The 24596-nt window shown below is 66.2% G+C and carries 23 protein-coding genes and 1 tRNA gene; 20 read left to right on the top strand and 4 right to left on the bottom strand.

The window, feature by feature from the left end:
• Positions 1 to 116: 116 nt before the first annotated feature.
• Positions 117 to 893 (bottom strand): CVNH domain-containing protein, encoded by a 777-nt coding sequence (locus RTL41_RS20495; RefSeq protein ID WP_312167189.1) that lies wholly within the window; start codon positions 891 to 893, stop codon positions 117 to 119.
• Positions 894 to 1055: 162 nt separating this feature from the next.
• On the opposite strand from RTL41_RS20495, the gene RTL41_RS20490 reads away from it, so the two are divergent.
• From RTL41_RS20490 to RTL41_RS20480, 3 genes are all read left to right on the top strand, one after another.
• Positions 1056 to 2252 carry a GNAT family N-acetyltransferase gene (locus RTL41_RS20490; protein ID WP_312167186.1) on the top strand — a complete coding sequence of 399 codons (1197 nt, stop codon included), beginning with the start codon at positions 1056 to 1058 and terminating at the stop codon, positions 2250 to 2252.
• A gap of 13 nt (positions 2253 to 2265) precedes the next feature.
• Positions 2266 to 3174 carry a transcriptional regulator gene (locus RTL41_RS20485; RefSeq protein WP_312167183.1) on the top strand — a complete coding sequence of 303 codons (909 nt, stop codon included), beginning with the start codon at positions 2266 to 2268 and terminating at the stop codon, positions 3172 to 3174.
• A gap of 185 nt (positions 3175 to 3359) precedes the next feature.
• Positions 3360 to 3674: a hypothetical protein gene (locus RTL41_RS20480; RefSeq protein WP_312167180.1), complete on the top strand. Its 315-nt coding sequence runs from the start codon at positions 3360 to 3362 to the stop codon at positions 3672 to 3674.
• Here RTL41_RS20480 and RTL41_RS20475 read toward each other — a convergent pair.
• Positions 3671 to 3853, bottom strand: a complete 183-nt coding sequence (locus RTL41_RS20475; RefSeq protein WP_312167178.1) for a hypothetical protein — start codon at positions 3851 to 3853, stop codon at positions 3671 to 3673. The genes RTL41_RS20480 and RTL41_RS20475 overlap by 4 nt on opposite strands.
• 278 nt (positions 3854 to 4131) lie before the next feature.
• On the opposite strand from RTL41_RS20475, the gene RTL41_RS20470 reads away from it, so the two are divergent.
• The 10 genes from RTL41_RS20470 to rplL all read left to right on the top strand — a co-directional run bounded on the left by RTL41_RS20470 (position 4132) and on the right by rplL (position 9723).
• Positions 4132 to 4207: transfer RNA gene (locus tag RTL41_RS20470), tRNA-Trp, on the top strand.
• 66 nt (positions 4208 to 4273) lie between these two features.
• A complete protein-coding gene (gene secE / locus RTL41_RS20465; RefSeq protein ID WP_312167176.1) occupies positions 4274 to 4582 on the top strand; it encodes a preprotein translocase subunit SecE in 309 nt (102 codons plus the stop codon).
• Between the two features lie 8 nt (positions 4583 to 4590).
• Positions 4591 to 5154: a transcription termination/antitermination protein NusG gene (nusG, locus tag RTL41_RS20460; RefSeq protein WP_312167173.1), complete on the top strand. Its 564-nt coding sequence runs from the start codon at positions 4591 to 4593 to the stop codon at positions 5152 to 5154.
• 74 nt (positions 5155 to 5228) lie between these two features.
• The gene (locus tag RTL41_RS20455) at positions 5229 to 5639 is read left to right on the top strand and encodes a GxxExxY protein (protein ID WP_312167171.1); all 411 of its coding nucleotides are present in this window, start codon (positions 5229 to 5231) and stop codon (positions 5637 to 5639) included.
• A gap of 197 nt (positions 5640 to 5836) precedes the next feature.
• A complete protein-coding gene (gene rplK / locus RTL41_RS20450; protein ID WP_312167168.1) occupies positions 5837 to 6268 on the top strand; it encodes a 50S ribosomal protein L11 in 432 nt (143 codons plus the stop codon).
• 4 nt (positions 6269 to 6272) lie between these two features.
• Positions 6273 to 6962 (top strand): 50S ribosomal protein L1, encoded by a 690-nt coding sequence (gene rplA, locus RTL41_RS20445; protein WP_312167165.1) that lies wholly within the window; start codon positions 6273 to 6275, stop codon positions 6960 to 6962.
• Between the two features lie 108 nt (positions 6963 to 7070).
• Positions 7071 to 7898 carry an enoyl-CoA hydratase-related protein gene (locus tag RTL41_RS20440; RefSeq protein WP_312167163.1) on the top strand — a complete coding sequence of 276 codons (828 nt, stop codon included), beginning with the start codon at positions 7071 to 7073 and terminating at the stop codon, positions 7896 to 7898.
• Between the two features lie 59 nt (positions 7899 to 7957).
• On the top strand, positions 7958 to 8401 hold the full coding sequence (locus RTL41_RS20435; protein WP_312167160.1) for a DUF5367 family protein: 444 nt from the start codon (positions 7958 to 7960) through the stop codon (positions 8399 to 8401).
• Positions 8402 to 8781: 380 nt separating this feature from the next.
• Positions 8782 to 9297, top strand: a complete 516-nt coding sequence (rplJ, locus tag RTL41_RS20430) for a 50S ribosomal protein L10 (protein ID WP_312167158.1) — start codon at positions 8782 to 8784, stop codon at positions 9295 to 9297.
• Between the two features lie 45 nt (positions 9298 to 9342).
• Complete coding sequence (gene rplL / locus RTL41_RS20425; RefSeq protein WP_312167156.1) at positions 9343 to 9723, top strand: 50S ribosomal protein L7/L12; 381 nt, start codon at positions 9343 to 9345, stop codon at positions 9721 to 9723.
• Positions 9724 to 9826: 103 nt separating this feature from the next.
• Here rplL and RTL41_RS20420 read toward each other — a convergent pair whose 3' ends face one another.
• Positions 9827 to 10090 (bottom strand): protein usg, encoded by a 264-nt coding sequence (locus RTL41_RS20420; RefSeq protein ID WP_312167153.1) that lies wholly within the window; start codon positions 10088 to 10090, stop codon positions 9827 to 9829.
• A gap of 578 nt (positions 10091 to 10668) precedes the next feature.
• Here RTL41_RS20420 and rpoB point away from each other — a divergent pair.
• The 3 genes from rpoB (at position 10669) to RTL41_RS20405 (ending at position 20324) form a co-directional block, all read left to right on the top strand.
• Complete coding sequence (rpoB, locus tag RTL41_RS20415) at positions 10669 to 14757, top strand: DNA-directed RNA polymerase subunit beta (RefSeq protein WP_312167150.1); 4089 nt, start codon at positions 10669 to 10671, stop codon at positions 14755 to 14757.
• Positions 14758 to 14847: 90 nt separating this feature from the next.
• Positions 14848 to 19041, top strand: coding sequence for a DNA-directed RNA polymerase subunit beta' (gene rpoC, locus RTL41_RS20410; RefSeq protein ID WP_312167147.1), 4194 nt, complete (start codon positions 14848 to 14850; stop codon positions 19039 to 19041).
• Between the two features lie 164 nt (positions 19042 to 19205).
• The gene (locus tag RTL41_RS20405) at positions 19206 to 20324 is read left to right on the top strand and encodes a ferritin-like domain-containing protein (protein ID WP_312167145.1); all 1119 of its coding nucleotides are present in this window, start codon (positions 19206 to 19208) and stop codon (positions 20322 to 20324) included.
• A gap of 89 nt (positions 20325 to 20413) precedes the next feature.
• Here RTL41_RS20405 and RTL41_RS20400 read toward each other — a convergent pair whose 3' ends face one another.
• Positions 20414 to 21055, bottom strand: coding sequence for a hypothetical protein (locus tag RTL41_RS20400; protein WP_312167143.1), 642 nt, complete (start codon positions 21053 to 21055; stop codon positions 20414 to 20416).
• A 334-nt stretch (positions 21056 to 21389) separates the two neighbouring features.
• Between RTL41_RS20400 and rpsL the strand changes: the two genes are divergently transcribed.
• From rpsL to RTL41_RS20380, 4 genes are all read left to right on the top strand, one after another.
• The gene (gene rpsL / locus RTL41_RS20395) at positions 21390 to 21761 is read left to right on the top strand and encodes a 30S ribosomal protein S12 (RefSeq protein ID WP_056018026.1); all 372 of its coding nucleotides are present in this window, start codon (positions 21390 to 21392) and stop codon (positions 21759 to 21761) included.
• A gap of 12 nt (positions 21762 to 21773) precedes the next feature.
• On the top strand, positions 21774 to 22247 hold the full coding sequence (rpsG, locus tag RTL41_RS20390; RefSeq protein ID WP_056018024.1) for a 30S ribosomal protein S7: 474 nt from the start codon (positions 21774 to 21776) through the stop codon (positions 22245 to 22247).
• A 100-nt stretch (positions 22248 to 22347) separates the two neighbouring features.
• The gene (fusA, locus tag RTL41_RS20385) at positions 22348 to 24426 is read left to right on the top strand and encodes an elongation factor G (protein ID WP_312167138.1); all 2079 of its coding nucleotides are present in this window, start codon (positions 22348 to 22350) and stop codon (positions 24424 to 24426) included.
• Positions 24427 to 24532: 106 nt separating this feature from the next.
• The coding region (locus RTL41_RS20380) for a hypothetical protein (RefSeq protein WP_293460220.1) at positions 24533 to 24596 on the top strand (64 nt) is incomplete at its 3' end.

Genomic DNA, 24596 nt, shown 5'->3' with positions numbered 1-24596 from the left:
ACCATCAGGCCGCCGGGGGAAACCTCGGCGGCCTTTTTGATGCGCCAGGGGCGGACAAGGAAAAGGCCGCCGGGAGCGATCCCGGCGGCCTCGTCGCAGGTGGCTGCGTCTTCAAGTCAGTAGGGGCGGCCGCTCATCGGCCGCATCGAGGAGACCGCTTCGCCCAGGCCGTACTGGCGCAGGTCGGGAACGTCGCGGTCGAAGATCTGGCAGCGGCCGCGGAAGTCGCTGTCGCTGCAGATCTGCCAGGCGCCGCGGCCCTGGATGCGCAGGCTCATGGCCCGGTCGTTGAACTGCCGGGGCAGATTGGTGACCTCGCGGGCGGCCTGGTAGGCCTGACCGCTGAAGTTCGGCGAGGAGTAGAGCATCAGGGTGCTCTGGCCGCCGCTCCAGGGCGGACCGCCCCCGCCGCCGCTCCAGCCGCAGACCAGGCGGCCGTTGTCGTTGCCGATGTCGCTGCGGCAGTCGCGGAAGTTGAGGGTGCTGTAGTTCCAGCGGCCGCGGCCGTCCCGGCAACTGGCGGTCAGGGTATTGCCGCTGACGCGGGCGTCGCGGCAGGTCTGCTGGTAGCTGCCGGAGGGCAGTTGGCCCCAGCCAGGTCCGCCGCCGCCCCACTGGCAGCTCAAGCGGCCGTTGTTGTTGGCGATGTCGCCGCGGCAGTCGCGGAAGTTGAGGCTGCTGTAGTTCCAGCGGCCGCGGCTGTCCTGGCAACTGGCGGTCAGGGTGGCGCCGCTGACGCGGGGATCGCGGCAGGTCTGCTGGTAGCTGCCGGAGGGGAGCTGGCCCCAGCCCGGGCCTCCGCCGCCCCATCTTTGATCCTGTTCCTGCGCGTGCGCCGCAGCGCTGCAGAACGCGGTGACGGCAACCGCGGCGGCTGCGATCCATGACTTCATCTTCGGTCTTCCCAAGCTCTCAAGTTCGACCACGAGAGGCATCGTCCCCCAACATTAGACACCAGAGCGAAACGTCAGCATAGAACGCGTTGTTTACCCCTCGCGGTTTAGTTTTCTCAACCTATAGGGGGACGTGCCGAGCGACCCGAGGGCGGGAGCACCATGAGCGCGCGACTGGCGATCGATACGCTGAAGCCGGCGCAGTTGGATGCATCGTCGCGTGCGCTGTGGAGCGAGTTCCGCACCGCCGATCCGGTCTTTCGCAGCCCCTATTTCGATCTCCGCTATGCCTTGGTCGCCGGAGAGTCCGCGCCGGGCGCCGAGATCGCGGTGATCTCGCGTGCAGGCCGTGTGGAGGGCTTTCTGCCGTTCCAGCGGCGAGGGCGGCTGATCCAGCCGATCGCCGCGCCTCTGACGGACTATCACGGGGTGCTGGCGAGGCCGGGCGCGCACATCGACCTGCGGGGCGTGACGGCGGCGCTGGGCGCGCGCCGGTTCCGGTTCAGCGGCCTGGCGGGAGAGCAGGCCCTGCATGAGACGGCGACCACCCGCATCGCCATGGTCGCCGACCTCTCGCGCGGGATGGACGCCTATCTGGCGCGGCGCACGAAGGACTTCCTGAAGGACAAGCGCCGCCGGGCCCGCAGGCTGGCCGAGGACCATGGTCCTCTCCGGTTCGACTTCTCCAGCGACCCCGGCGAGGCGATGGATTTCATCCTGCGCCGCAAGCGCGACCAGATGCGCCGCACCGGCCAGCATGACATCTTCGGCAGCCCGTGGATCAAGCGCTTCCTGCGCCGCCTCATGGAACGGCGCGAGGCCGACTTCGGCATGCGATTCGCCACCTTGCGGGCGGGCGGTCGGCTGGTGGCGGCCGAGGCGGGGCTGTTGTCGGGCGACGCCTATCACCTGTGGTTTCCGGTCTACGACACTGAATTCGCGAAATATTCGCCCGGATCCCTGGCGACGCTGGAAACCCTGCGGGCGGCGGCGCAGGCGGGCGTGTCGATGGTCGACTTCGGGCCGGCCGGGGAGACCTACAAGCGTGACTTCGCCGACCCCGCCGCCCATGTCTTCGAGGGCGACGTGACCCATGGCGGCCTGATCGAGGCGGCGCGGCGCACGGCCGACTTCGCGCTGGGGCGGACCCCGACCCTGCGCCGGGCGCTCAGCGCGGCCGGCCAGCGGGTCGACCGCCGCTGGGACCGGATCACCGCCTGCGAACCCAGCCTCGACGGCCGCGTGGGCGCGGCCTCGCGCAGCCTGACCGCGATCGCCGCGCGGCGGCCGAAGACATCGATCGGGGTAGGCGTGGGCCTTGGCGTCAGCGCCGGGCTCCTCAGCCTGCTGACCGAATAGAAGGACCTCTCCGATGAGCGCTCAATCCCCCCTGGTCGCGGCCTGGAGCGACCAGCAGAAGGCCGACTTCGCCCGGGTTCCGATGACCTTCCAGCACCGGCTGGCGGACACCGGCCTGTTCGACGACGCGCGCCTGGCGCAGGTGCTGGACCGCTATCCGGCCGAGCTATTCGACATCAACCTCTTCGACGTCGACGCCGACGGGCAGATGCGGATGCGCACCGGGGTGCGCGGCCGGCTGCCGGGGGCCGAGGTGCTGGAAGGCGTCAAGGAAGGCCGCGTCTGGGTCCAGCTTCGCGGGGTGGAGACGCACTTTGCCGAACTTGGCCAGGCCATCCGCGCGGCGTTCGCCGACATCGCCGGCCAGGCGCCCGGCTTCCGTCCGGTGCAACTGACCGGGCAACTGATCATGTCGGCCCCGCAGGCCAAGGTGCCGTTCCATGCCGACGCGCCGGGGGTGTGCCTGTTCCACATCCGGGGCCGCAAGCGCATCTGGATCTATCCGAGCGACGAGCTGCACATGCCCCAGCAGGGCATGGAGGACATCATGCTCAAGCAGAGCACCGAGGACCTGCCGTATCGACGCGAGTGGGACGCCGACGCCCAGGTGTTCGACCTCGACCCGGGCATGGCGGTGACCTGGCCGCTTCACGCGCCGCACCGCATCGAGAACCTCGGCGTGTTCAACGTCTCGCTGTCGGTCGACTACCAGACCTGGGATACGCGGTTCACCAACGGCGCCCACTACGCCAGCGGGCTGCTGCGGCGCTGGAAGCTGCCGGTCGGCGAGATGCGGCGGACGTCGCGGGCCGGGCGCGCGAGCCTGTGGGCCGCGCACCTGGCGCTCAAGCGGATGAACCTGGTGGAAGACCGGATCCGCACGATCGAGCGCAGCTTCGAACTGGACGGCCGCGCGAGCTGAACCGCCGCGGAGCTTGCGGAAACAAGAACTTAGCCGCCGATTCCAGATTTGACGCACGCGTCAATTTCTTGAATTGCCGGGCCAATGTCCCAGGCGCACAGTCAAGATTGTCCGGCAAGGACATGTCGTGTGCGGGGAGGGACGGAAGCATGCGCGTAAGCTTTGGAAGTGCGTCGGCGATCACCTTGGCGATCGTCTTGTGCGGCGCCTGCAGCGGGCAGGGCGGCGGGCAGGCCCAGGCTTCGGCCGCGCCGCAGGGAGAGCCGGTCACCGCCGTCGGCTGTCCGGTCGTCGGTCCGGCGGAGGGCTGCGTGACCATCAAGTCGGGGGGCAAGGTCTATGACCTGGCCAGCGCCAGCCCGGCGGTCGACCTGTCCCGCAAGGTGGGAATCTCCGTCACCGGCCGCGCCGCGGGCGAGGTCACCGCGTGCGGCGTGAAGATGACCGACGTGAAGGTCGACTATCTCGGCCTGGAGTGCGCCGGGGCGCCGGCCTCCTAGTTCGGCTTCGGCGCGCGAGGCTGGGGTTCGCCGGTCGCAGGATCGGTCAGGGTCTTGGAATTGCGCGCCGAGCCTTCCGCGCCCTTGGGCTCGGTGGCGGGCCGGGGCGGGCGGCCGGGCTTCAGGTCTTCGTCGCGATTCTTCGCCGCGTCGTCGCGGCCCTGGCGGGTGTCGGCCATCTGCGTTTCCTTGTTGATCGGAGAACGCCGGGCGCGCGCGAGCGATCCATCGCCCCGACCGATGCGGGCCAGGTCGCCGGTCGAAGAGGCTTGAAATGGGAACCGGTTTGCGTCATACGCCTCCGTCCTACCCGACATCGTTGGAGTTTGTCATTTACACCGCCAGGGGCGGCACGAACGGTGCTTAAGACCACGGTTCGCCAACCCAGCGATCGGAACGGTTTCCGGTTCGAGAAAAGCGGAGTAAGGGCAATCTGCGACGGTCCGGATGGACGCGTAGGAGTGTAGCTCAGCTGGTAGAGCATCGGTCTCCAAAACCGAGGGCCGGGGGTTCGAGTCCCTCCACTCCTGCCATTCACTATATGAGTATGCCGGGCGCGGACGTCCGCCGCCCAAACTGAAGAGAGTCGTAAGAGCCTGATGGCGAGGAAACCGGGTTCATCCCCGCAAGCGATGAAGAACCGCGCCGCGAAGACGGCTGCGGCGATCGCCCCTGCCTCGGCCCTGGCGCAAAACGCCCCGGCCAAGAAGCGCACCAGCCCCGCGCAGTTCGCGCGGGAAGTCCGCGCCGAGGCGCGCAAGATCACCTGGACCACCCGCAAGGAGACCTGGATCACCTCGGTGATGGTCGGGATCATGGTGGTGATCGCCTGTGCGTTCCTGGCCGTGGTCGATCTGGGTCTGGGCGCGAGCATGAATCTCCTGCTCAAGCTCGCGAACGGGGGTTGAAGAGAGATATGAACGCCGAAGCCCTGACCGCCCCGAACCCGCGCCACAAGTGGTACATCGTCCACGCCTACTCGAACTTCGAGAAGAAGGTGGCCGAGTCGATCCGTGAACAGGCCAAGAGCCAGGGCCTGGAGGAGAACTTCTCCGACATCCTGGTGCCGACCGAGGACGTGGTCGAGATCCGCCGTGGCCGCAAGGTCAACGCCGAGCGCAAGTTCTTCCCCGGCTACGTGCTGGTGAAGATGGAGCTCACCGACGAGGCCTACCACCTCATCAAGAACACCCCGAAGGTGACGGGCTTCCTCGGCTCGGGCTCCAAGCCCATGCCGGTGTCCGAAAAGGAAGTCGCCCGCATCATCGGCGCCATCGAAGAGGGCGTGGAGCGGCCGAAGCCGACCATCTCCTTCGAGATCGGCGAACAGGTCCGCGTCACCGACGGCCCCTTCGCGAGCTTCAACGGCTCGGTGGAGCATGTCGACGAGGAACGCGCCCGCCTGCGCGTGACCGTGTCCATCTTCGGACGCGCCACGCCGGTCGAACTCGAATACGGCCAGGTCGAAAAGATCGCCTGAGGTCGGTTGCGGCCCGGAGGGTTGCATTCGCCTGAGCGCCATGTCCCGATCGCCGAGGCGGCGGGACGGGCGCATTGGACCACAAAGAACACCAAGAGCACAAAGGCCTCGACCCAAGGGTCGAGGCGGTTTGTCGGCAACTCCTCGACAGCGCGTTCAAGGTCCATAAGGCCTTGGGCCCCGGTCTGCTGGAGACCGCATACGAGCATTGCCTGGCCCATGAGCTGCAATCGCGCGGTCTCTCGGTCGCCAGGCAGCTTGCGCTGCCGATACGCTATGACGGCCTTGAACTAGATGCTGGCTACCGGCTGGATCTCGTCGTCGAGAGGCAGGTGGTGGTCGAGTTGAAAGCGGTCGAGGCGCTGACGCGCCTCCATGAGGCGCAGGTTCTGACCTATCTCAAGCTCTCCGGTCATCGGATCGGCTTTCTGATGAATTTCAATGTCATCCTGCTCAAGCAGGGCATACGGCGTCTTGTGCTGTAGCTTTGTGTCCTTCGTGTCCTTTGTGGTGAAAGGGAAGGGAGCGGCTTGAACGGTTGTCTCCCGGTGCGCCGCCTGATATAGGCCCGCGCTTCGGTCCGGTGGGCCGCCTTGCGCCTTGCGCGAGTGAAATCCGTGGGAGGAGCGCCAATCTCCGCACCACGGCTCAACCGACCGGTTTCCGGTCACGAGGAGAAACAATGGCCAAGAAGATTCTGGGCTATATCAAGCTGCAGGTGCCCGCGGGCTCCGCCACCCCGTCGCCGCCGATCGGCCCGGCGCTGGGTCAGCGCGGCGTCAACATCATGGGCTTCTGCAAGGAGTTCAACGCCCGCACCGAGAAGGAACAGAAGGGCACGCCCCTTCCGACCGTCATCACGGTGTACCAGGACAAGTCGTTCACCTTCATCACCAAGACCCCGCCGGCGACCCACTACATCAAGCAGGCGCTGAACCTGAAGTCGGGTTCGAAGGCGCCGGGCCGCGACAAGGCCGGCTCGATCTCGCGCACCCAACTGCGTGAAATCGCCGAGAAGAAGATGAAGGACCTCAACGCGAACGACGTTGAAGCCGCCGCCAAGATCATCGAGGGCTCCGCGCGCTCGATGGGCCTCGAAATCGTGGAGGCCTAAGCACATGGCTAAGCAACCCAAGCGTATCCAAGCCTGGACCGGCGACCGTAACGCCGCCCACGCCGTCGAAGCCGCCGTCGCCCTGGTCAAGGCCAACGCCAAGGCCAAGTTCGACGAAAGCATCGAGATCGCCGTCAACCTGGGCGTCGACCCGCGTCACGCCGACCAGCAGGTACGCGGCGTGGTGAGCCTGCCCTCGGGCACCGGCCGCGACGTCCGCGTCGCCGTCATCGCCAAGGACGCCAAGGCCGAGGAAGCCAAGGCCGCCGGGGCCGACGTCGTCGGCGCCGAAGAGCTGGTGGAGCGCATCCAAGGCGGCTTCATGGAATTCGACCGCGTCATCGCGACGCCGGACATGATGGCCCTCGTCGGCCGTCTGGGTAAGGTGCTGGGCCCGCGCGGCCTGATGCCGAACCCGCGCGTCGGCACCGTGACCCCGAACGTCGGCCAGGCCGTGAAGGACGCCAAGGGCGGCGCCATCGAGTTCCGCACCGAGAAGACCGGCATCATCCACGCCGGCATCGGCAAGGCCTCGTTCTCGGAAGAAGCCCTGCTGATCAACGTCCGCGCTCTCGTGGACGCGTTGAACAAGGCCAAGCCGTCGGGCGCCAAGGGCACCTACATCAAGAAGATCAGCCTGTCCTCGACGATGGGCCCGGGCTTCAAGGTGGATACGAGCTCGGTCGGCGTCTAAGCGCAGGACGATCTCGCAAGAGTTCGAAGGGGAGCGGCCGCAAGGCCGCTCCCTTTTTCTTTGCGCGCGAACCGGCTTCTATGGGCGCCGCGCAAGGGAGGCGCCCTCATGGAACTGAAGACCACCAGGTATGAGCTGGATGGCCACGGCGTCGCCGTCATCACGCTGAGCCGTCCCAAGCGCCGCAACGCCTGGACCGGGCGGATGCACACCGAGTACCGGTGGCTGCTGCGCGAGGCCGACGCCGACCAGGCCGTGCGGGTGATCGTGGTCACCGGCGATCCCGAGGGCCAGGCCTTCTGCGCCGGCGCCGACCTGGGCGCGCTGGAGGGCCACTCCGAGAAGGGCCGCTACGACCCGGGCGTCACCGACGACATCGCCCGGCCCGGGTTCGGGGTCGATCCCAACTTCGACGCGGCCTTCGCCTATCACTTCGGAGTGGGCAAGCCGGTCATCGCGGCGATCAACGGGGCGGCGGCGGGCGTGGGCCTGGTGCTGGCCGCCTTCGCCGACCTGCGTTTCGCGGCGACGGGCGTGAAGTTCACCGCCGCGCACGGCCGATTCAACTTCCCGGCGGAGTTCGGCCTCTCCTGGGTGCTGCCGCGCATCGTCGGCCTGACCCACGCCAACGACATCCTGCTGTCGAGCCGGACCTTTACCTCGGAGGAGGCGAGCGCCATGGGCTTCCTGAACCGGCTGGTGGAGCCCCAGGCCCTGATGCCGACGGTGACGGACTACGCCCGGACGCTGGCGGCCAACGTCGCTCCGGGCTCGGCGCGCGAGACCAAGCGGCAGATCTATCGCGACCTGCATCGCGACGCGGCGGCGGCGGTCGTCGAGGCCGAGCGCCTGCTGGAGGCCATGATCAAGGACCCCGACTACAAGGAGGGGGTGAAGGCCTGGATGGAGAAGCGCCCGGCCCAGTGGGCGGGCTGAACCCTTTCTTTCGCCGGCGGCAGGGCTAAGCTCGACCGGAACGCGAGAGGGCGGCCGCGATGGAGAAGGTCGAGTTGGCGGGACTGGCGACCGAGGATGCGGCTGAAGCCCAGAGCAAGGGCGTGCTGCATCTCTATCTCTGGTTCGCGGCGCGCGGCGCGTTCGTGTGGGCGGTGTCGACGCTGGTGCTGCGGCTGCTGCCCAGCGCCTGGGTCGACCGGCCGGCCTGGACCTTGCTGATCACCGGCGTGATCTCGGCCAGCGGGCTGGTGATCGCCACGCTGCTCTTCCTGCGCAAGATCGAGCAGCGCCACCGGCTGGCCGCCCTGGTCGCGTTCGTGGCGCCGCAGATGGTGCTGGACGCGGGGGTGACGGTGTTCTTCATCCACGTGCTTCCGAACTTCCCGCCCGACCACGCGCCGCTGTTCGGGGCCTTCGTGCTCTGGGCCTATGCGGTCATGCTGACCACCGCGGTGATCGCCACGCGGCCGCGGGCCGGCTGAGCTGCCGTCGCCCGCCGTCGCCTGGCGTGTCGGCGGAAGTTGCCTATTGGGCCAACTGCGTGTATGAGCCGCGCCTTCAAGAGTTTCGTCGTCCCGCAAGGGGCGGCGGGGACGGAAGGGTTCGCCCTTCCATCCTGTCCAAGAACTGTGGGGAACCGGGGGCCGCCCGGATCCGTGACGAGGGGAAGAGCCCTTCCTCGAGCACAGGGAGACGGGAAGATGAGGTTCCGCCGGCCATCGGCTTCGATGGGCGCGTGACCTGCGACTTCTCCGGAAAAGGACAGGGCTAAACGATCCGCGCGCGGGTTTGCGCCTTCGCATGGGTCGTCTGCTGCGGTCGTCGGAATCGTCCGGCGGCCTATCTGAGTATGGAGACCGCAATGGACCGCGCTCAAAAGCAGGAGTCGATCGAGACGCTCAAGGGCGTCTTTGCCGACGCCGGCGCCGTGGTCGTGACCCACAACCTGGGTCTGACCGTTGCGGAAATGACTGATCTTCGCCTGCGTCTCCGCAAGGAAGGCGCCGCGCTGAAGGTGGTGAAGAACACCCTGGCTCAAAAGGCCCTGGACGGCTCGATCGGTGAAAAGGGCGACGCCCTGTTCACTGGCCCGGTCGCCATCGCCTATGCGCCGGACCCCGTCACCGCCGCCAAGATCACCAGTGAATTCGCCAAGGGGAACGACAAGTTCTCCATCATCGGCGGTTTCATGGGGACCGAGGTCCTGGACCAAAAGGCTGTCGCCGCCCTGGCGACCCTGCCTTCGCTGGACCAGCTCCGCGGCAAGATCATCGGCCTTCTGCAAGCCCCGGCCACCAAGGTCGCCGGCGTCCTGCAGGCTCCGGCCGGTCAGCTGGCTCGCGTCATGGGCGCTTATGCCGCCAAAGACGCCGCCTGATCGTCATTCCCGAACACAACCTCTATTTCCGTAAGGACCTAACCTATGTCGAAGCTTGAAAAGATCGTCGAAGAACTGTCGACCCTGACCGTTCTGGAAGCCGCTGAACTCTCGAAGCTGCTGGAAGAAAAGTGGGGCGTCTCGGCCGCCGCTCCGGTCGCCGTCGCCGCCGTCGGCGGCGCTGCCGCCCCGGCCGAAGCCGCCGAAGAGCAAACCGAGTTCACCGTTGTTCTGACCGCCGGTGGCGACAAGAAGATCAACGTGATCAAGGAAGTCCGCGGCGTCCGTCCGGACCTCGGCCTGAAGGAAGCCAAGGACCTGGTCGAAGGCGCTCCGCAGAACGTCGTCGAGAACGTCTCGAAGCAAGTCGCCGAAGAAGTGAAGAAGAAGCTCGAAGAAGCCGGCGCCACCGTCCAAGTGAAGTAAGCCCGAGCGCGACAGCGCTCAGACTGCTCATCAGGACGGCGCAGCTTCTGCGTCTTTCGAGCGGGCCCGGAGGGAAACCTCCGGGCCCGTTTTCTATTGGGGCCTAGTGCAGCTTGCAGGCGATGCGGAACTCCGCCGGGCGGATCAGTTCGCGGTGCGCGACGGTGATGGTGTGCAGCACGCCGTCGAGGCGGTGGCTCCAGAAGTCCAGGAACCGGTGCAGGTTGGGGAACTGGGGATAGAGATCGTACTCCTGCCAGAGATAGGTCTGCAGCAGGGCCGGATGGTCGGGCATCCGGTAGAGGATCTCCGCCGTGGTCAGGCCATAACCTTCTAGCTGCCTTTGGAAATCAACGCTGACAGCCATCTGTCGCCTCCTTGCATCTGAAACGCGCGATCGCGCGCCTGGCTGCCGCAAAGCTTCAGGCCGATTTGATTAATAGATAGGAAAATCAATGTGTTGGTACTAATCGGCGCCGGCTGCTGACAGCCGGTTGGCGCATGGGTGGTCAAGGCTGCTCGCGAGGCGCCTATTTTCTGTGGATCGGACCGGATTTTGGAACCTGCCGGCCGCCTGGCTGGTTGACGTCGGGCAGGTAACAAGAGATCGAAGGATGCCCCGGGAGACGCCCGGGTCCGACCAAGATGGAGCGGCGTGGGGTCGAACGACCACGCCGTTCCATTTTCATGTGGAAAGGGGCTTCCCTTCGCCGCATAAAACGCCTATCTGGCTCTCTTCGCGAAATTTCAGATTCGCCGTTCAGGCGACTTTTTACGCGCGCACGCTCCGAGGCATGGCCCGCCGCCCTCCGGCCATGCGAGGGAGCGCCCCTGGCGAGACAGGGGCTTCCAGCGTCCGGCGCCCGCAAGGGCGTTCGAGGGTGGACGCAGGACAACACGACCTGGCGCACGGAAACCGTTCCGGGCGTCGCTCAAGGGAACAAAATGGCGCAATCCTTCACTGGAAAGAAGCGGATCCGTAAGTCTTTCGGCCGCATCCCCGAAGCTGTCCAGATGCCGAACCTGATCGAGGTTCAGCGCTCCTCCTACGAACAGTTCCTGCAGCGCGAAGTGCGCCCGGCCGACCGCCGCGAAGAGGGCGTCGAGGCGGTGTTCAAGTCGGTGTTCCCGATCAAGGACTTCAACGAGCGCGCCGTGCTCGAATACGTGTCCTACGAGTTCGAAGAGCCGAAGTACGACGTCGAGGAATGCGTCCAGCGCGACATGACCTTCGCCGCGCCGCTGAAGGTCAAGCTGCGCCTGATCGTGTTCGAAACCGACGAAGAGACCGGCGCCCGCTCCGTGAAGGACATCAAGGAGCAGGACGTCTACATGGGCGACATCCCGCTCATGACCGAGAAGGGCACCTTCATCGTCAACGGCACGCAGCGGGTCATCGTCTCGCAGATGCACCGTTCGCCGGGCGTGTTCTTCGACCACGACAAGGGCAAGACCCACGCCTCGGGCAAGCTGCTGTTCGCCGCCCGCGTGATCCCCTACCGCGGCTCGTGGCTCGACTTCGAGTTCGACGCCAAGGACATCGTCTACGTCCGCATCGACCGCCGCCGCAAGCTGCCGGCCACCACCTTCCTGATGGGCCTGGGCATGGACGGGGAGGAGATCCTCTCCACCTTCTATGACACCGTCACCTACGAGAAGCGTGCCGAAGCCAAGGGCGCGCCGGGCGGCTGGACCGCGCCCTACAAGGCCGAGCGCTGGCGCGGCGCCAAGCCGGACTACGCCCTGATCGACGCCGACACCGGCGAGGAAGTGGCCCCGGCCGGCCAGAAGATTTCGGCCCGTAACGCCAAGAAGTTCGCCGATGCGGGCCTGAAGACCCTGCTGCTGGCCCCCGAGGCGCTGTTCGGCCGCTACCTGGCCAGCGACCTGGTCAACTTCGAGACCGGCGAAATCTACGCCGAAGCCGGCGACGAGCTGGACGCGGCCCTGCTGGCCGCCCTGGAAGAGCAAGGCTTCGACAAGCTCGACATCCTCGATGTCGACGAGGCCACGGTCGGCGCCTACATCCGCAACACCCTGCGCGTGGACAAGAACAACAGCCGCGAAGACGCGCTGTTCGACATCTACCGCGTCATGCGTCCGGGCGAGCCGCCGACGGTGGAAGCGGCCGAGGCCATGTTCAAGTCGCTGTTCTTCGACGGCGAGCGCTACGACCTCTCCTCGGTCGGCCGCGTGAAGATGAACATGCGTCTGGAGCTGGACTGCCCCGACGACGTGCGCATCCTGCGCAAGGACGACGTGCTGGCGGTGCTGCAGACCCTGGTGGGCCTGCGCGACGGCAAGGGCGAGATCGACGACATCGACAACCTCGGCAACCGCCGGGTGCGTTCGGTGGGCGAGCTGCTGGAAAACCAGTACCGCGTCGGGCTGCTGCGCATGGAACGCGCCATCAAGGAGCGCATGAGCAGCGTCGACATCGACACGGTCATGCCGCACGACCTGATCAATGCGAAGCCGGCGGCGGCCGCCGTCCGCGAGTTCTTCGGATCCTCGCAGCTCTCGCAGTTCATGGACCAGACCAACCCGCTCTCGGAAATCACCCACAAGCGTCGTCTCTCGGCGCTTGGCCCGGGCGGTCTGACCCGCGAGCGCGCCGGCTTCGAAGTCCGCGACGTGCACCCGACCCACTACGGCCGGATCTGCCCGATCGAGACGCCGGAAGGCCCGAACATCGGCCTGATCAACTCGCTGGCCACCCACGCCGTGGTCAACAAGTACGGCTTCATCGAGAGCCCGTACCGTCGCATCAAGGACGGCAAGACGACCGACGAGGTCGTCTACATGTCGGCGATGGAAGAGGCCAAGCACGTCATCGCCCAGGCCAACATCAAGCTGGACAAGGGCGAGATCGTCGAGGACCTGGTCCCCGGCCGGATCAACGGCGAGCCTTCGCTGCTGCCGAAGGACACCGTCGACCTGATGGACGTGTCGCCCAAGCAGGTCGTCTCGGTCGCCGCCTCGCTGATCCCCTTCCTCGAGAACGATGACGCCAACCGCGCGCTCATGGGCTCGAACATGCAGAAGCAGGCCGTGCCGCTCATCCAGTCGGATGCGCCGCTGGTCGGCACCGGCATGGAAGCGATCGTGGCCGTCGACTCCGGCGCCGTCGTGGTCGCCCGCCGCGCCGGCGTGGTCGAGCAGATCGACGGCACCCGGATCGTCATCCGCGCCACCGAAGAGACCGACCCGACCAAGGCCGGCGTCGACATCTACCGCCTGCAGAAGTTCCAGCGCTCGAACACCTCGACCTGCATCAACCAGCGTCCGCTGGTGCGCGTGGGCGACAAGGTGGCCTCGGGCGACGTCATCGCCGACGGTCCCTCGACCGAGCTGGGCGAACTGGCGCTGGGCCGCAACACCCTCGTCGCGTTCATGCCGTGGAACGGCTACAACTTCGAGGACTCGATCCTGATCTCCGAGCGCATCGTGCGCGACGACATCTTCACCTCGATCCACCTCGAGGAGTTCGAGGTGATGGCCCGCGACACCAAGCTGGGCCCGGAAGAAATCACCCGCGACATCCCCAACGTCGGCGAGGAAGCCCTGCGCAACCTCGACGAAGCGGGCATCGTGGCGATCGGCGCCGAAGTCCAGCCGGGCGACATCCTGGTCGGCAAGGTCACGCCGAAGGGCGAGAGCCCGATGACGCCGGAAGAAAAGCTGCTGCGCGCCATCTTCGGCGAAAAGGCTTCGGACGTGCGCGACACGTCCCTGCGCCTGCCGCCGGGCGTGGCCGGCACGATCGTGGAAGTCCGCGTCTTCAACCGTCACGGTGTGGACAAGGACGAGCGCGCGATGGCCATCGAGCGCGCCGAGATCGACCGCCTGGGCAAGGACCGCGACGACGAGTTCGCGATCCTGAACCGCAACATGACCGTGCGCCTGCGCGAACTGCTGATCGGCAAGACCGCCATCTCGGGTCCCAAGGGCCTGGGCCGCGGCGAGATCACCGCCGACAAGCTGGAAGAGATCGCGCCCGGCCTGTGGTGGCAGATCGCCATGGACGACGAGAAGGCGATGGGCGAGCTGGAGGCCATGCGCCGCCAGTTCGACGAGGCCCGCAAGCGCCTCGACCGTCGCTTCGAGGACAAGGTCGACAAGCTGCAGCGCGGCGACGAACTGCCCCCGGGCGTCATGAAGATGGTCAAGGTGTTCGTGGCCGTGAAGCGCAAGCTTCAGCCGGGCGACAAGATGGCCGGCCGTCACGGCAACAAGGGGGTCATCTCCAAGATCCTGCCGATCGAGGACATGCCCTACCTGGAAAGCGGCCAGCACGTGGATATCGTGCTGAACCCGCTGGGCGTGCCGTCGCGGATGAACGTCGGCCAGATCTTCGAAACCCACCTCGGCTGGGCGGCCGCGGGCCTCGGCAAGCAGATCGCCGACCTGCTGGAAGCCTGGCAGAACGGCGGCCAGAAGCAGGCGCTGATCGACCATCTGCGTCAGACCTACGGCGTCGATCAGGAGCTTCCGGACACGGAAGAGGAACTGATCGAGCTGGCGAAGAACCTCAGCAAGGGCGTGCCCTTCGCGACCCCGGTCTTCGACGGCGCGCACATCGACGACATCGAGGACCTTCTCGAGTCGGCGGGCCTGGCGCGTTCGGGGCAGTCGATCCTGTACGACGGCCAGACCGGCGAGCAGTTCAAGCGCCCGGTCACGGTCGGCTACATCTACATGCTGAAGCTGCACCACCTGGTCGACGACAAGATTCACGCCCGTTCGATCGGCCCGTACTCGCTCGTCACCCAGCAGCCGCTGGGCGGTAAGGCGCAGTTCGGCGGTCAGCGCTTCGGGGAAATGGAAGTGTGGGCTCTGGAAGCCTACGGCGCGGCCTACACCCTGCAGGAAATGCTGACGGTGAAGTCCGACGACGTGGCCGGCCGGACCAAGGTCTACGAGTCCATCGTCCGCGGCGACGACACCTTCGAAGCCGGCATCCCGGAGAGCTTCAACGTGCTCGTGAAGGAAATGCGTTCGCTGGGCCTGAATGTGGAGCTCGAGAACGGCTAAGGCCGGGCTCGAACGACACCGTCCGTGCGAGGGGAGGGGCCGTCAGCCGCTCCCCATCGCCTCTGGAAATACTGACGAACTGGAAAATCGATGAACCAGGAAGTCCTGAATATCTTCAATCCGGTCCAGGCCGCTCCGACCTTCGACCGTATCCGTATCGCCCTGGCCTCGCCCGAGAAGATCCGCTCGTGGTCGTTCGGCGAGATCAAGAAGCCCGAGACCATCAACTACCGGACCTTCAAGCCGGAACGCGATGGCCTGTTCTGCGCCCGTATCTTTGGCCCGACCAAGGACTACGAATGCCTGTGCGGCAAGTACAAGCGCATGAAGTACAAGGGCATCATCTGCGAGAAGTGCGGCGTCGAGGTCACCCTCGCGCGCGTCCGCCGCGAGCGGATGGGCCACATCGAACTGGCCTCGCCCGTTGCCCACATCTGGTTCCTGAAGTCGCTGCCGAGCCGCATCTCGATGATGCTCGACATGGCGCTGAAGGACATCGAGCGGGTCCTCTACTTCGAGTACTACATCGTCACCGAGCCGGGCCTGACGCCTCTGAAGCAGCACCAACTGCTGTCGGAAGACGACTACATGCGCGCCCAGGACGAGTACGGCGACGACAGCTTCACCGCCGAGATCGGCGCCGAAGCGGTCCAGGGCCTGCTGCGGGCCATCGACCTTCCCAAGGAGGCCGACCGCCTGCGTGAGGAACTCCTCACCATCACCTCGGAAATGAAGCTCAAGAAGACGTCCAAGCGTCTGAAGCTGATCGAGAGCTTCATCGAGAGCGGCAACAAGCCCGAGTGGATGATCCTGTCGGTCGTGCCGGTGATCCCGCCGGAACTGCGCCCGCTGGTGCCGCTGGACGGCGGCCGCTTCGCGACCTCCGACCTGAACGACCTCTATCGCCGGGTCATCAACCGGAACAACCGCCTGAAGCGCCTCATCGAGCTGCGCGCGCCGGACATCATCATCCGCAACGAAAAGCGGATGCTGCAGGAAGCCGTCGACGCCCTGTTCGACAACGGCCGCCGCGGCCGCGTGATCACAGGCGCCAACAAGCGTCCGCTGAAGTCGCTGGCCGACATGCTGAAGGGCAAGCAGGGCCGCTTCCGCCAGAACCTGCTGGGCAAGCGCGTCGACTATTCGGGCCGTTCGGTGATCGTCGTCGGTCCCGAGCTGAAGCTGCACGAGTGCGGCCTGCCCAAGAAGATGGCGCTGGAGCTGTTCAAGCCGTTCATCTATGCGCGGCTGGACGCCAAGGGCCTGTCGGGCACCGTCAAGCAGTCCAAGCGCATGGTCGAGCGCGAGCAGCCGGCGGTCTGGGACATCCTGGACGAGGTGATCCGCGAGCACCCGGTTCTGCTGAACCGCGCGCCGACGCTTCACCGCCTGGGCATCCAGGCGTTCGAGCCCAAGCTGATCGAAGGCAAGGCGATCCAGTTGCACCCGCTGGTCTGCGCCGCCTTCAACGCCGACTTCGACGGCGACCAGATGGCCGTCCACGTCCCGCTCTCGCTGGAAGCCCAGTTGGAAGCGCGCGTGCTGATGATGTCGACGAACAACATCCTGTCGCCCGCCAACGGTCGGCCAATCATCGTGCCGTCGCAGGATATCGTTCTGGGGCTCTACTACCTGTCGCTGGCCAAGGACAACGAGCCGGGCGAGGGCAAGCTGTTCGCCGATCTCGGCGAGATCGACGCGGCGCTCGACGCCAAGGTCGTGACCCTGCACACCAAGATCAAAGCCCGGCATTCGGAAATGAACGCCGAGGGCGAGCTGGTCCGCAAGGTGATCGACACCACGCCGGGCCGGATGAAGATCTCGGCGCTGTTCCCGCACCACCCCGCGGTCGGCCATCGCCTTCTTGAGAAGAACCTGACCAAGAAGGAAATCGGCAACCTGATCGACACCGTCTATCGCCACTGCGGTCAGAAGGCGACGGTCATCTTCGCCGACCAGATCATGGCGCTGGGCTTCAAGGAAGCGGCCAAGGCCGGCATCTCCTTCGGCAAGGATGACATCATCATCCCCGAGCGGAAGAAGCCGATCGTCGAGCAGACCCGCAAGCTGGTCGAGGAGTACGAGCAGCAGTACGCCGACGGCCTGATCACCAAGGGCGAGAAGTACAACAAGGTCGTCGACGCGTGGGCCAAGGCCACCGACCGCGTCGCCGACGAGATGATGCTGGAGATCTCGACCGCCGAGAAGGACGAGAACGGCCGCGAAAAGGAGATCAACTCGATCTTCATGATGGCCAACTCCGGCGCCCGGGGTTCGCAGGCCCAGATGAAGCAGCTCGGCGGGATGCGCGGCCTGATGGCCAAGCCGTCCGGCGAGATCATCGAGACGCCGATCATCTCGAACTTCAAGGAAGGCCTGTCCGTCCAGGAGTACTTCAACTCCACCCACGGCGCCCGTAAGGGCCTGGCCGACACCGCGCTGAAGACCGCCAACTCCGGCTATCTGACGCGTCGTCTGGTCGACGTGGCGCAGGACTGCATCATCAACGAGGAAGACTGCGGCACCACCCGGGGCATCACCCTGCGGGCCGTGGTCGAGGGCGGCGACGTCCTGGTCTCGCTGGGCACCCGCATCCTGGGCCGTTTCGCGGCCGAGGACGTGAAGGACCCGGGCACCGGCGAAGTCATCGTGCCGGCCGACAGCTATCTCGACGAGAACATGATCGAGATCGTCGAGGCCGCCGGCGTCCAGTCGGTGAAGGTGCGCTCGGTCCTGACCTGCGAAGCCAAGGTCGGCGTCTGCGGCGCCTGCTACGGCCGCGACCTGGCCCGCGGTACTCCGGTCAACATCGGTGAAGCGGTCGGCGTCATCGCCGCCCAGTCCATCGGCGAGCCGGGCACCCAGCTCACCATGCGGACCTTCCACATCGGCGGCACGGCCCAGGTGGCCGAGCAGTCGTTCTTCGAAACCGGCAACGAGGGCGTGGCGCGGATCGTGGGCGGCATGACCGTCCAGGCCCCGGACGGCGACTTCGTGGTCATGAGCCGCAACCTGCAGATCATCGTCCAGGTCGACGGCAAGGACCGCGAGTCCTACAAGCCGCCGTACGGCACGCGCCTGAAGGTCAAGGACGGCGACAAGGTCAAGCGCGGCCAGCGCCTGGCCGAATGGGACCCCTACTCGAACCCGATCATCTCCGAAGTGGGCGGCCGCGTCCGCTTCGAGGACCTGGTCGAGAACGTCTCGGTCCGCGAAGAAGCCGACGAAGCGACGGGCATCTCGAACCGCGTGGTCATCGACTGGCGCGCCTCGACCAAGGGCGGCGACCTGCGTCCGGCCATGGCCGTGCTCGACGCCGACGGGGCCTATCGCCGGATCTCGAACGGCGGCGAGGCGCGTTACCTCCTGCCGGTCGGCGCCATCCTCTCGGTCGGCGACGGCGATGAGATCAAGCCGGGTGAAGTCCTGGCCCGCGTCTCGACGGAAAGCGCCAAGACCCGCGACATCACCGGCGGTCTGCCGCGGGTCGCCGAACTCTTCGAAGCCCGCCGTCCGAAGGACTGCGCGGTCATCGCCGAGATGGACGGCCGCGTCGAATTCGGGCGCGACTACAAGAACAAGCGCCGGATCAAGATCACCCCCGAGGATGGTGGCGAGCCGGTCGAGTTCCTGATCCCGAAGGGCAAGCACATCGCGGTCCATGATGGCGACATCATCCGCAAGGGCGAGTACCTGATCGACGGCAACCCCGATCCGCACGACATCCTGCGCATCCTGGGCATCGAGGCCCTGGCCGAGTTCCTCGTGGACGAGATCCAGGACGTCTATCGACTGCAGGGCGTGCCGATCAACGACAAGCACATCGAGACGATCGTGCGTCAGATGCTGCAGAAGGCCGAGATCCTCGAGACGGGCGACACCGGCCTGCTCAAGGGCGATCACCTCGATCTCACCGAGATCAACGAGGAGAACGCCAAGGCCGAAGCCCGCGGCGGTCGTCCGGCGATCACCCAGCCGGTCCTGCTCGGCATCACCAAGGCGTCGCTGCAGACCCGCAGCTTCATCTCGGCGGCGTCGTTCCAGGAAACCACCCGCGTCCTCACCGAGGCGTCCGTCCAGGGCAAGAGCGACACCCTGGAAGGCCTGAAGGAGAACGTGATCGTGGGCCGCCTGATCCCGGCGGGCACCGGTTCGTACCTGCGCAACCTGCAGCGCATCGCGGCCAAGCGCGACGAGGCCCTCGCGGCCAGCCGCGAAGAGGCCATGGAGCCGCTGCCGGAAGTCATCGCGGTCGACGCGGAAGCCGAACGCGTAGAGTCCTGAGCCGCTTTTTCCAGTCTGTAGGCGGTTCGCGGCGGCCCGGGAGAGATCCCGGGCCGCTTGCTTTTTGTCGGGCTCGGATTTGATCCGCATCAAAGATGACGCCGGCGTCATCTTTATGATCTCCCTAAACCCGGCAAGGGACCGGGATCCAGGGAGATGAGATCATGCTGAACGTACAGGTGGTGCAGGGACCGCCCCAGGAGGTCCAGGCGTTCGACGACGACGATCTGGCTCGCCGGCTGACGGACCGAGACGTCGAGGTCATCCGCGAGATTTTCAGGACGCCGCTGACCGGCTCCTACAACTGGGACTACGAGACCGCCAACGCGAAGATCCGGCGGCTCTACGAACTGGGCAAGCGGTTCAACTGGAACGTCGAACTGGACGTGGACTGGACCCAGGCGCCGCCGGCCCAGACCGGCGTCAACGAGGACGAGGCGCCCGAGGGCTTTGCGGCCCATCCGAAGTGGCAGGCCCTGAGCCCCGAGCAGCGGCGCGATTTCCAGCACCGGGCCAACGCCCAGACCCTGTCGCAATTCCTGCATGGCGAGCAGGGCGCGCTGATGGTGGCCTCGCAACTGGTGAGCTGCGCGCCGACCCATGACGCCAAGCTCTACGCCGCCTCCCAGACCTTCGACGAGGCGCGGCACGTGGAGGTGTTCCACCGCTATCTGGTGGAGCGCTGCCGGATGATCTACCCGATCAACCCGAACCTGAAGTTCCTGCTGGACAAGGTGCTGACCGACGAGCGGTGGGACCTGAAGTTCATCGGCATGCAGATCCTGATCGAGGGCCTGGCCCTGGCGGCCTTCCAGACCATCCACCAGACGACGCGCGATCCGCTGCTGCGCGACATCGTCGGCCTAGTGATGCGCGACGAGGGTCGCCACGTCGCCTTCGGGGTCAACTATCTGGAGGACTGGATCCGCGCCCTGCCGCAGGACCAGATCGAGGAGCGGGCCCAGTTCGCCTACGAAGCCTGCGTCGTCATGCGCAACCGGCTGGTTTCGACCACGGTCGCCGAGGAGTTCGGCTTCACCCGCGAGGAAGCGCTGGAGATCAACGACGCCAGCCAGGGCGGCCGGGCGTTCCGGACCTTCCTGTTCGAACGGATGATCCCGAATCTGAAGCGCGTGGGCCTGCTGACCGACGCCATCCGGCCGAAGTTCGAGGAACTGGGCGTGCTCCAGTTCGAGGAGCTGCAGCACGACGGCATGATCGACTGGGCCGTGCTGGAGGCGCCGTTGAAGCGGGACTCCACCGGCGAGGTGATCGCCGCCTGACCGTGGCGGCGGCAGGCCGCCGTCTCTTCCAGCCCTTTGGGCGGCCCAGGAGCGATCCTGGGCCGCCTTCTCTTCGCGGGCGGCCGGCTCTATGGCCGGGGCGTCCAGACCTCGGGGAAGGGATTGGGCGCCTGCGACGGGCTGCTCGGGCCCGAGGGCACGGGCGCGGGCATCGGGCTTTCGCGCTCGCGCCACTTGGCGCGGTTGCGGGCGGCGGCGCGGTCGAACTCCTGGCGCTTGTCCGCGGCGATCGGCGGCGCGATGAACGGCGCGTCCTTGGCGCCGGCCCCCAGCCGTTCCTGGCAAGCCTCACGCTCCTCGCGGCTCAGCAGGTCGGGAGCGCCGCAGCCGACGGTCCCCCGGCGCAGGGCCTGGCGAAGGTCGCTGGAGGGCGGGGCGGGGACGCCTGCCGCCGGCGGCGAGACCGCCCAGGGGCCTTCCGGAGGCGCAGGCGCATTGGGCGTCACCAGGGGCGCTATGGTCGCCGTCTCGTCGGGGCGCAGGGTTCGCCGCGGCCGGATGGGGCGTTCCACCAGGGGCGGTTGTCGCCCAAGCGCCCGCTCGGCGCGCGGCGGGACGTAGTAGGGCGCGATCTGCACATCCATCACCGGCGGGGCCGAGGCCTGCCGCAGCTCCGGGTGCTGCAGCGCCAGGACGCCCAGCGCAGCGACGTGGGCGAGCCCGGAGACTCCCAGCAGGACGTACAGCCGAGTGCGGCGCCGGTCGCCCATCGGTTCCCCTGGGTTGCAAACTTCACCATTGACCTCCCGGCGCGCGGCGAATTCGTGACCGAAAACAGGCGGGGAGGGCGCCAAAGCCCTTTCGTTCACAAGCGTTGACGACAGAGGGCTTCGCGAGTATGAACCGCGCTCCTTTCGAGGCCGGGGATTCCCCTCAGTCCCGATGAACGGCTGTCCGGAGACGGATGGTCAGGCCCGCCGGAACGCAGGAGATCGCGCGCCGGCGAGTTTTTGCGTTCAACGGGCGGTGTCGGAAACCGAGACAAACAGAACCCTTATCGAGGCGCCACGGCCAAACGGCACACGCCTCCAGAGCAGAGATTAGATGCCTACAGTCAACCAGCTCATCCGCAAGCCTCGGCAGGACAAGCCGTCGCGCAACAAGGTGCCGGCCCTGAAGGGCTGCCCCCAGCGCCGTGGCGTTTGCACCCGCGTCTACACGACGACCCCGAAGAAGCCGAACTCCGCGCTTCGTAAGGTCGCCAAGGTGCGCCTGACCACCGGTATCGAAGCGGTGTGCTACATCCCCGGCGAAGGCCATAACCTGCAGGAGCACTCCGTCGTGCTCATCCGCGGGGGCCGGGTGAAGGACCTTCCGGGCGTCCGCTATCACATCCTGCGCGGCGTGCTCGACACCCAAGGGGTCAAGGACCGCAAGCAGCGTCGTTCGCTCTACGGCGCCAAGCGTCCGAAGTAAGGAATAAGAAGAATGTCCCGTCGCCGTCGCGCCGATAAACGAGAAGTCCTGCCGGATCCCAAGTTCGGCGACCTCACCGTCACCAAGTTCATGAACTACGTGATGTACGAAGGCAAAAAAGCCGTCGCCGAAAACATCCTGTACGGCGCCTTCGACATCCTCGAAGCCAAGCGCAAGGACCAGACCCCGCTGGAAACCTTCCACGCGGCCCTGGAAAATGTCGCTCCGGGCATCGAAGTCCGTTCCCGCCGGGTCGGCGGCGCCACCTACCAGGTGCCGGTCGAAGTCCGTCCGGACCGCCGCAAGGCCCTGGCCATCCGTTGGCTTGTCACCGCCGCCCGCAAGCGTGGCGAGAACACCATGACCGAGAAGCTGGCCGGCGAGCTGCTGGACGCCTCCTCGAACCGTGGGACCGCCGTCAAGAAGCGTGAAGACACGCACAAGATGGCCGAGGCGAACCGCGCCTTCTCGCACTACCGCTGGTAAGACCCGGCATCCATCGCTTTCCGGCGCGGGCGGTTTGAGTTAAACCGCCCGCGCCGTTCGTTCAGATACCCGAACGCCTTTCTCCAGCAGAGCTTCCGCTATGCCCCGCACGCACAAAATCGAAGACTACCGCAACTTCGGCATCATGGCGCACATCGACGCCGGCAAGACGACGACGACGGAGCGGATCCTCTACTACACCGGCAAGTCGCATAAGATCGGCGAAGTCCACGACGGCGCCGCGACCATGGACTGGATGGAGCAGGAGCAGGAGCGTGGCATCACGATCACCTCCGCCGCGACCACCGCGTTCTGGAACGACAAGCGCCTGAACATCATCGACACCCCCGGCCACGTGGACTTCACCATCGAAGTCGAACGTTCGCTGCGCGTGCTCGACGGCGCCGTGACGGTGCTGGACGGCAACGCCGGCGTCGAGCCGCAGACCGAAACCGTCTGGCGCCAGGCCGACAAGTACAACGTTCCGCGGATCGTGTTCGTCAACAAGATGGACAAGCTCGGCGCCGACTTCGACAAGTCGGTCGAGTCGATCCGTGACCGCCTCGGCGCCAAGGCCGTTCCGATCCAGTTCCCGATCGGTTCGGAATCCTCGCTGAAGGGCCTCGTGGACCTGGTCCGCATGAAGGCCGTGATCTGGGACAACGACGGCCTGGGCGCGTCCTTCCGCGACGAAGAGATTCCGGCCGACCTGAAGGAAAAGGCGATCGAAGCTCGCCACTACCTGATCGAGAACGCCGTCGAACTCGACGACGAGGCGATGGAAGCCTATCTCGGCGGTGAAGAGCCCTCGGAAGCCACCATCAAGAAGTGCATCCGCAAGGCCGTTCTGACCGGCGCCTTCTATCCGATCCTCTGCGGCTCGGCCTTCAAGAACAAGGGCGTCCAGCCGCTGCTCGACGCCGTCGTCGACTACCTGCCCTCGCCGGTGGACATCCCGCCGACCCCGGGCATCGACTTCAAGACCGAAGAGCCGGTCGTTCGCCGCGCCTCGGACGATGAGCCGCTGTCGGTTCTGGCGTTCAAGATCATGGACGACCCCTTCGTCGGTTCGCTGACCTTCTGCCGCATCTACTCGGGCAAGCTCGAGACCGGCATGAGCCTGATGAACTCGACCCGCGACAAGCGCGAGCGCGTCGGCCGCATGCTGCTGATGCACTCGAACAACCGCGAGGACATCAAGGAAGCCTATGCCGGCGACATCGTCGCCCTGGCCGGGCTGAAGGAAACCCGCACCGGCGACACCCTCTGCGACCCGAACAAGTCGCCGGTGATCCTGGAGCGCATGGAATTCCCCGCGCCCGTCATCGAGATCGCCGTCGAGCCCAAGTCGAAGGCCGACCAGGAAAAGCTGGGCGTCGCCCTGGCCAAGCTGGCTTCGGAAGATCCGTCCTTCACCGTCTCCACCGACTTCGAGTCGGGCCAGACGATCCTGAAGGGCATGGGCGAGCTGCACCTGGACATCAAGATCGACATCCTGAAGCGGACCTACAAGGTCGAAGCCAACATCGGCGCGCCGCAGGTGGCCTATCGTGAAAGCCTGGGCCGCAAGGTCGACATCGACTACACCCACAAGAAGCAGACCGGCGGTACGGGCCAGTTCGCCCGCGTCATGATCACCTTCGAACCCGGCGAGCCGGGCTCGGGCTTCGTGTTCGAGAGCGCGATCGTCGGCGGCGCGGTGCCGAAGGAATACATCCCCGGCGTCGAAAAGGGCCTGGAATCGGTGAAGGACAACGGCCTGCTGGCTGGCTTCCCGCTGATCGACTTCAAGGCGACCCTGACCGACGGCAAGTACCACGACGTCGACTCCAGCGTGCTGGCCTTCGAAATCGCCGCCCGCGCGGCTTTCAAGGAACTGCGCGAGAAGGGCGCTCCGAAGCTGCTCGAACCGATCATGGCCGTCGAGGTCGTGACCCCGGAAGAGTACCTGGGCTCGGTCATCGGCGACCTGAACGGTCGTCGTGGCATGATCCAGGGCCAGGACACGCGCGGCAACGCGATCGTCGTCAACGCCTTCGTGCCGCTGGCGAACATGTTCGGCTATGTGAACACCCTTCGCGGGATGTCGCAGGGCCGCGCCCAGTTCACCATGCAGTACGATCACTACGACCCGGTGCCGCAACACGTCGCCGACGAAGTGATCAAGAAGTACGCCTAGCGTTTTCCTTCGGGGAAACGCCCACTAAAAGTTCGAACGACCTCCTCGGAGGTCGTTCGCCCAACCCTAGTTTAGAGGACAAGCCCAAACAGGGCTGGAGCTTGAAATGGCTAAAGAAAAGTTCGAACGCAACAAGCCGCACTGCAACATCGGCACGATTGGTCACGTTG

It is taken from the genome of Phenylobacterium sp. (genome assembly GCF_031984885.1).
Taxonomy (GTDB): Bacteria; Pseudomonadota; Alphaproteobacteria; order Caulobacterales; family Caulobacteraceae; genus Phenylobacterium.
The sequence above is the reverse complement of the archived record's forward strand: the minus strand, read 5'-3'. Positions and strand labels throughout refer to the sequence as shown.

What these genes read in the sequence shown, in the direction of transcription:
- RTL41_RS20495 (WP_312167189.1), bottom strand. Translation starts at nt 893, where the DNA reads ATGAAGTCATGGATCGCAGCCGCCGCGGTTGCCGTCACCGCGTTCTGC.
- RTL41_RS20490 (WP_312167186.1), top strand. Translation starts at nt 1,056, where the DNA reads ATGAGCGCGCGACTGGCGATCGATACGCTGAAGCCGGCGCAGTTGGAT.
- RTL41_RS20485 (WP_312167183.1), top strand. Translation starts at nt 2,266, where the DNA reads ATGAGCGCTCAATCCCCCCTGGTCGCGGCCTGGAGCGACCAGCAGAAG.
- RTL41_RS20475 (WP_312167178.1), bottom strand. Translation starts at nt 3,853, where the DNA reads ATGGCCGACACCCGCCAGGGCCGCGACGACGCGGCGAAGAATCGCGAC.
- secE (WP_312167176.1), top strand. Translation starts at nt 4,274, where the DNA reads ATGGCGAGGAAACCGGGTTCATCCCCGCAAGCGATGAAGAACCGCGCC.
- nusG (WP_312167173.1), top strand. Translation starts at nt 4,591, where the DNA reads ATGAACGCCGAAGCCCTGACCGCCCCGAACCCGCGCCACAAGTGGTAC.
- rplK (WP_312167168.1), top strand. Translation starts at nt 5,837, where the DNA reads ATGGCCAAGAAGATTCTGGGCTATATCAAGCTGCAGGTGCCCGCGGGC.
- rplA (WP_312167165.1), top strand. Translation starts at nt 6,273, where the DNA reads ATGGCTAAGCAACCCAAGCGTATCCAAGCCTGGACCGGCGACCGTAAC.
- RTL41_RS20440 (WP_312167163.1), top strand. Translation starts at nt 7,071, where the DNA reads ATGGAACTGAAGACCACCAGGTATGAGCTGGATGGCCACGGCGTCGCC.
- RTL41_RS20435 (WP_312167160.1), top strand. Translation starts at nt 7,958, where the DNA reads ATGGAGAAGGTCGAGTTGGCGGGACTGGCGACCGAGGATGCGGCTGAA.
- rplJ (WP_312167158.1), top strand. Translation starts at nt 8,782, where the DNA reads ATGGACCGCGCTCAAAAGCAGGAGTCGATCGAGACGCTCAAGGGCGTC.
- rplL (WP_312167156.1), top strand. Translation starts at nt 9,343, where the DNA reads ATGTCGAAGCTTGAAAAGATCGTCGAAGAACTGTCGACCCTGACCGTT.
- RTL41_RS20420 (WP_312167153.1), bottom strand. Translation starts at nt 10,090, where the DNA reads ATGGCTGTCAGCGTTGATTTCCAAAGGCAGCTAGAAGGTTATGGCCTG.
- rpoB (WP_312167150.1), top strand. Translation starts at nt 10,669, where the DNA reads ATGGCGCAATCCTTCACTGGAAAGAAGCGGATCCGTAAGTCTTTCGGC.
- rpoC (WP_312167147.1), top strand. Translation starts at nt 14,848, where the DNA reads ATGAACCAGGAAGTCCTGAATATCTTCAATCCGGTCCAGGCCGCTCCG.
- RTL41_RS20405 (WP_312167145.1), top strand. Translation starts at nt 19,206, where the DNA reads ATGCTGAACGTACAGGTGGTGCAGGGACCGCCCCAGGAGGTCCAGGCG.
- RTL41_RS20400 (WP_312167143.1), bottom strand. Translation starts at nt 21,055, where the DNA reads ATGGGCGACCGGCGCCGCACTCGGCTGTACGTCCTGCTGGGAGTCTCC.
- rpsL (WP_056018026.1), top strand. Translation starts at nt 21,390, where the DNA reads ATGCCTACAGTCAACCAGCTCATCCGCAAGCCTCGGCAGGACAAGCCG.
- rpsG (WP_056018024.1), top strand. Translation starts at nt 21,774, where the DNA reads ATGTCCCGTCGCCGTCGCGCCGATAAACGAGAAGTCCTGCCGGATCCC.
- fusA (WP_312167138.1), top strand. Translation starts at nt 22,348, where the DNA reads ATGCCCCGCACGCACAAAATCGAAGACTACCGCAACTTCGGCATCATG.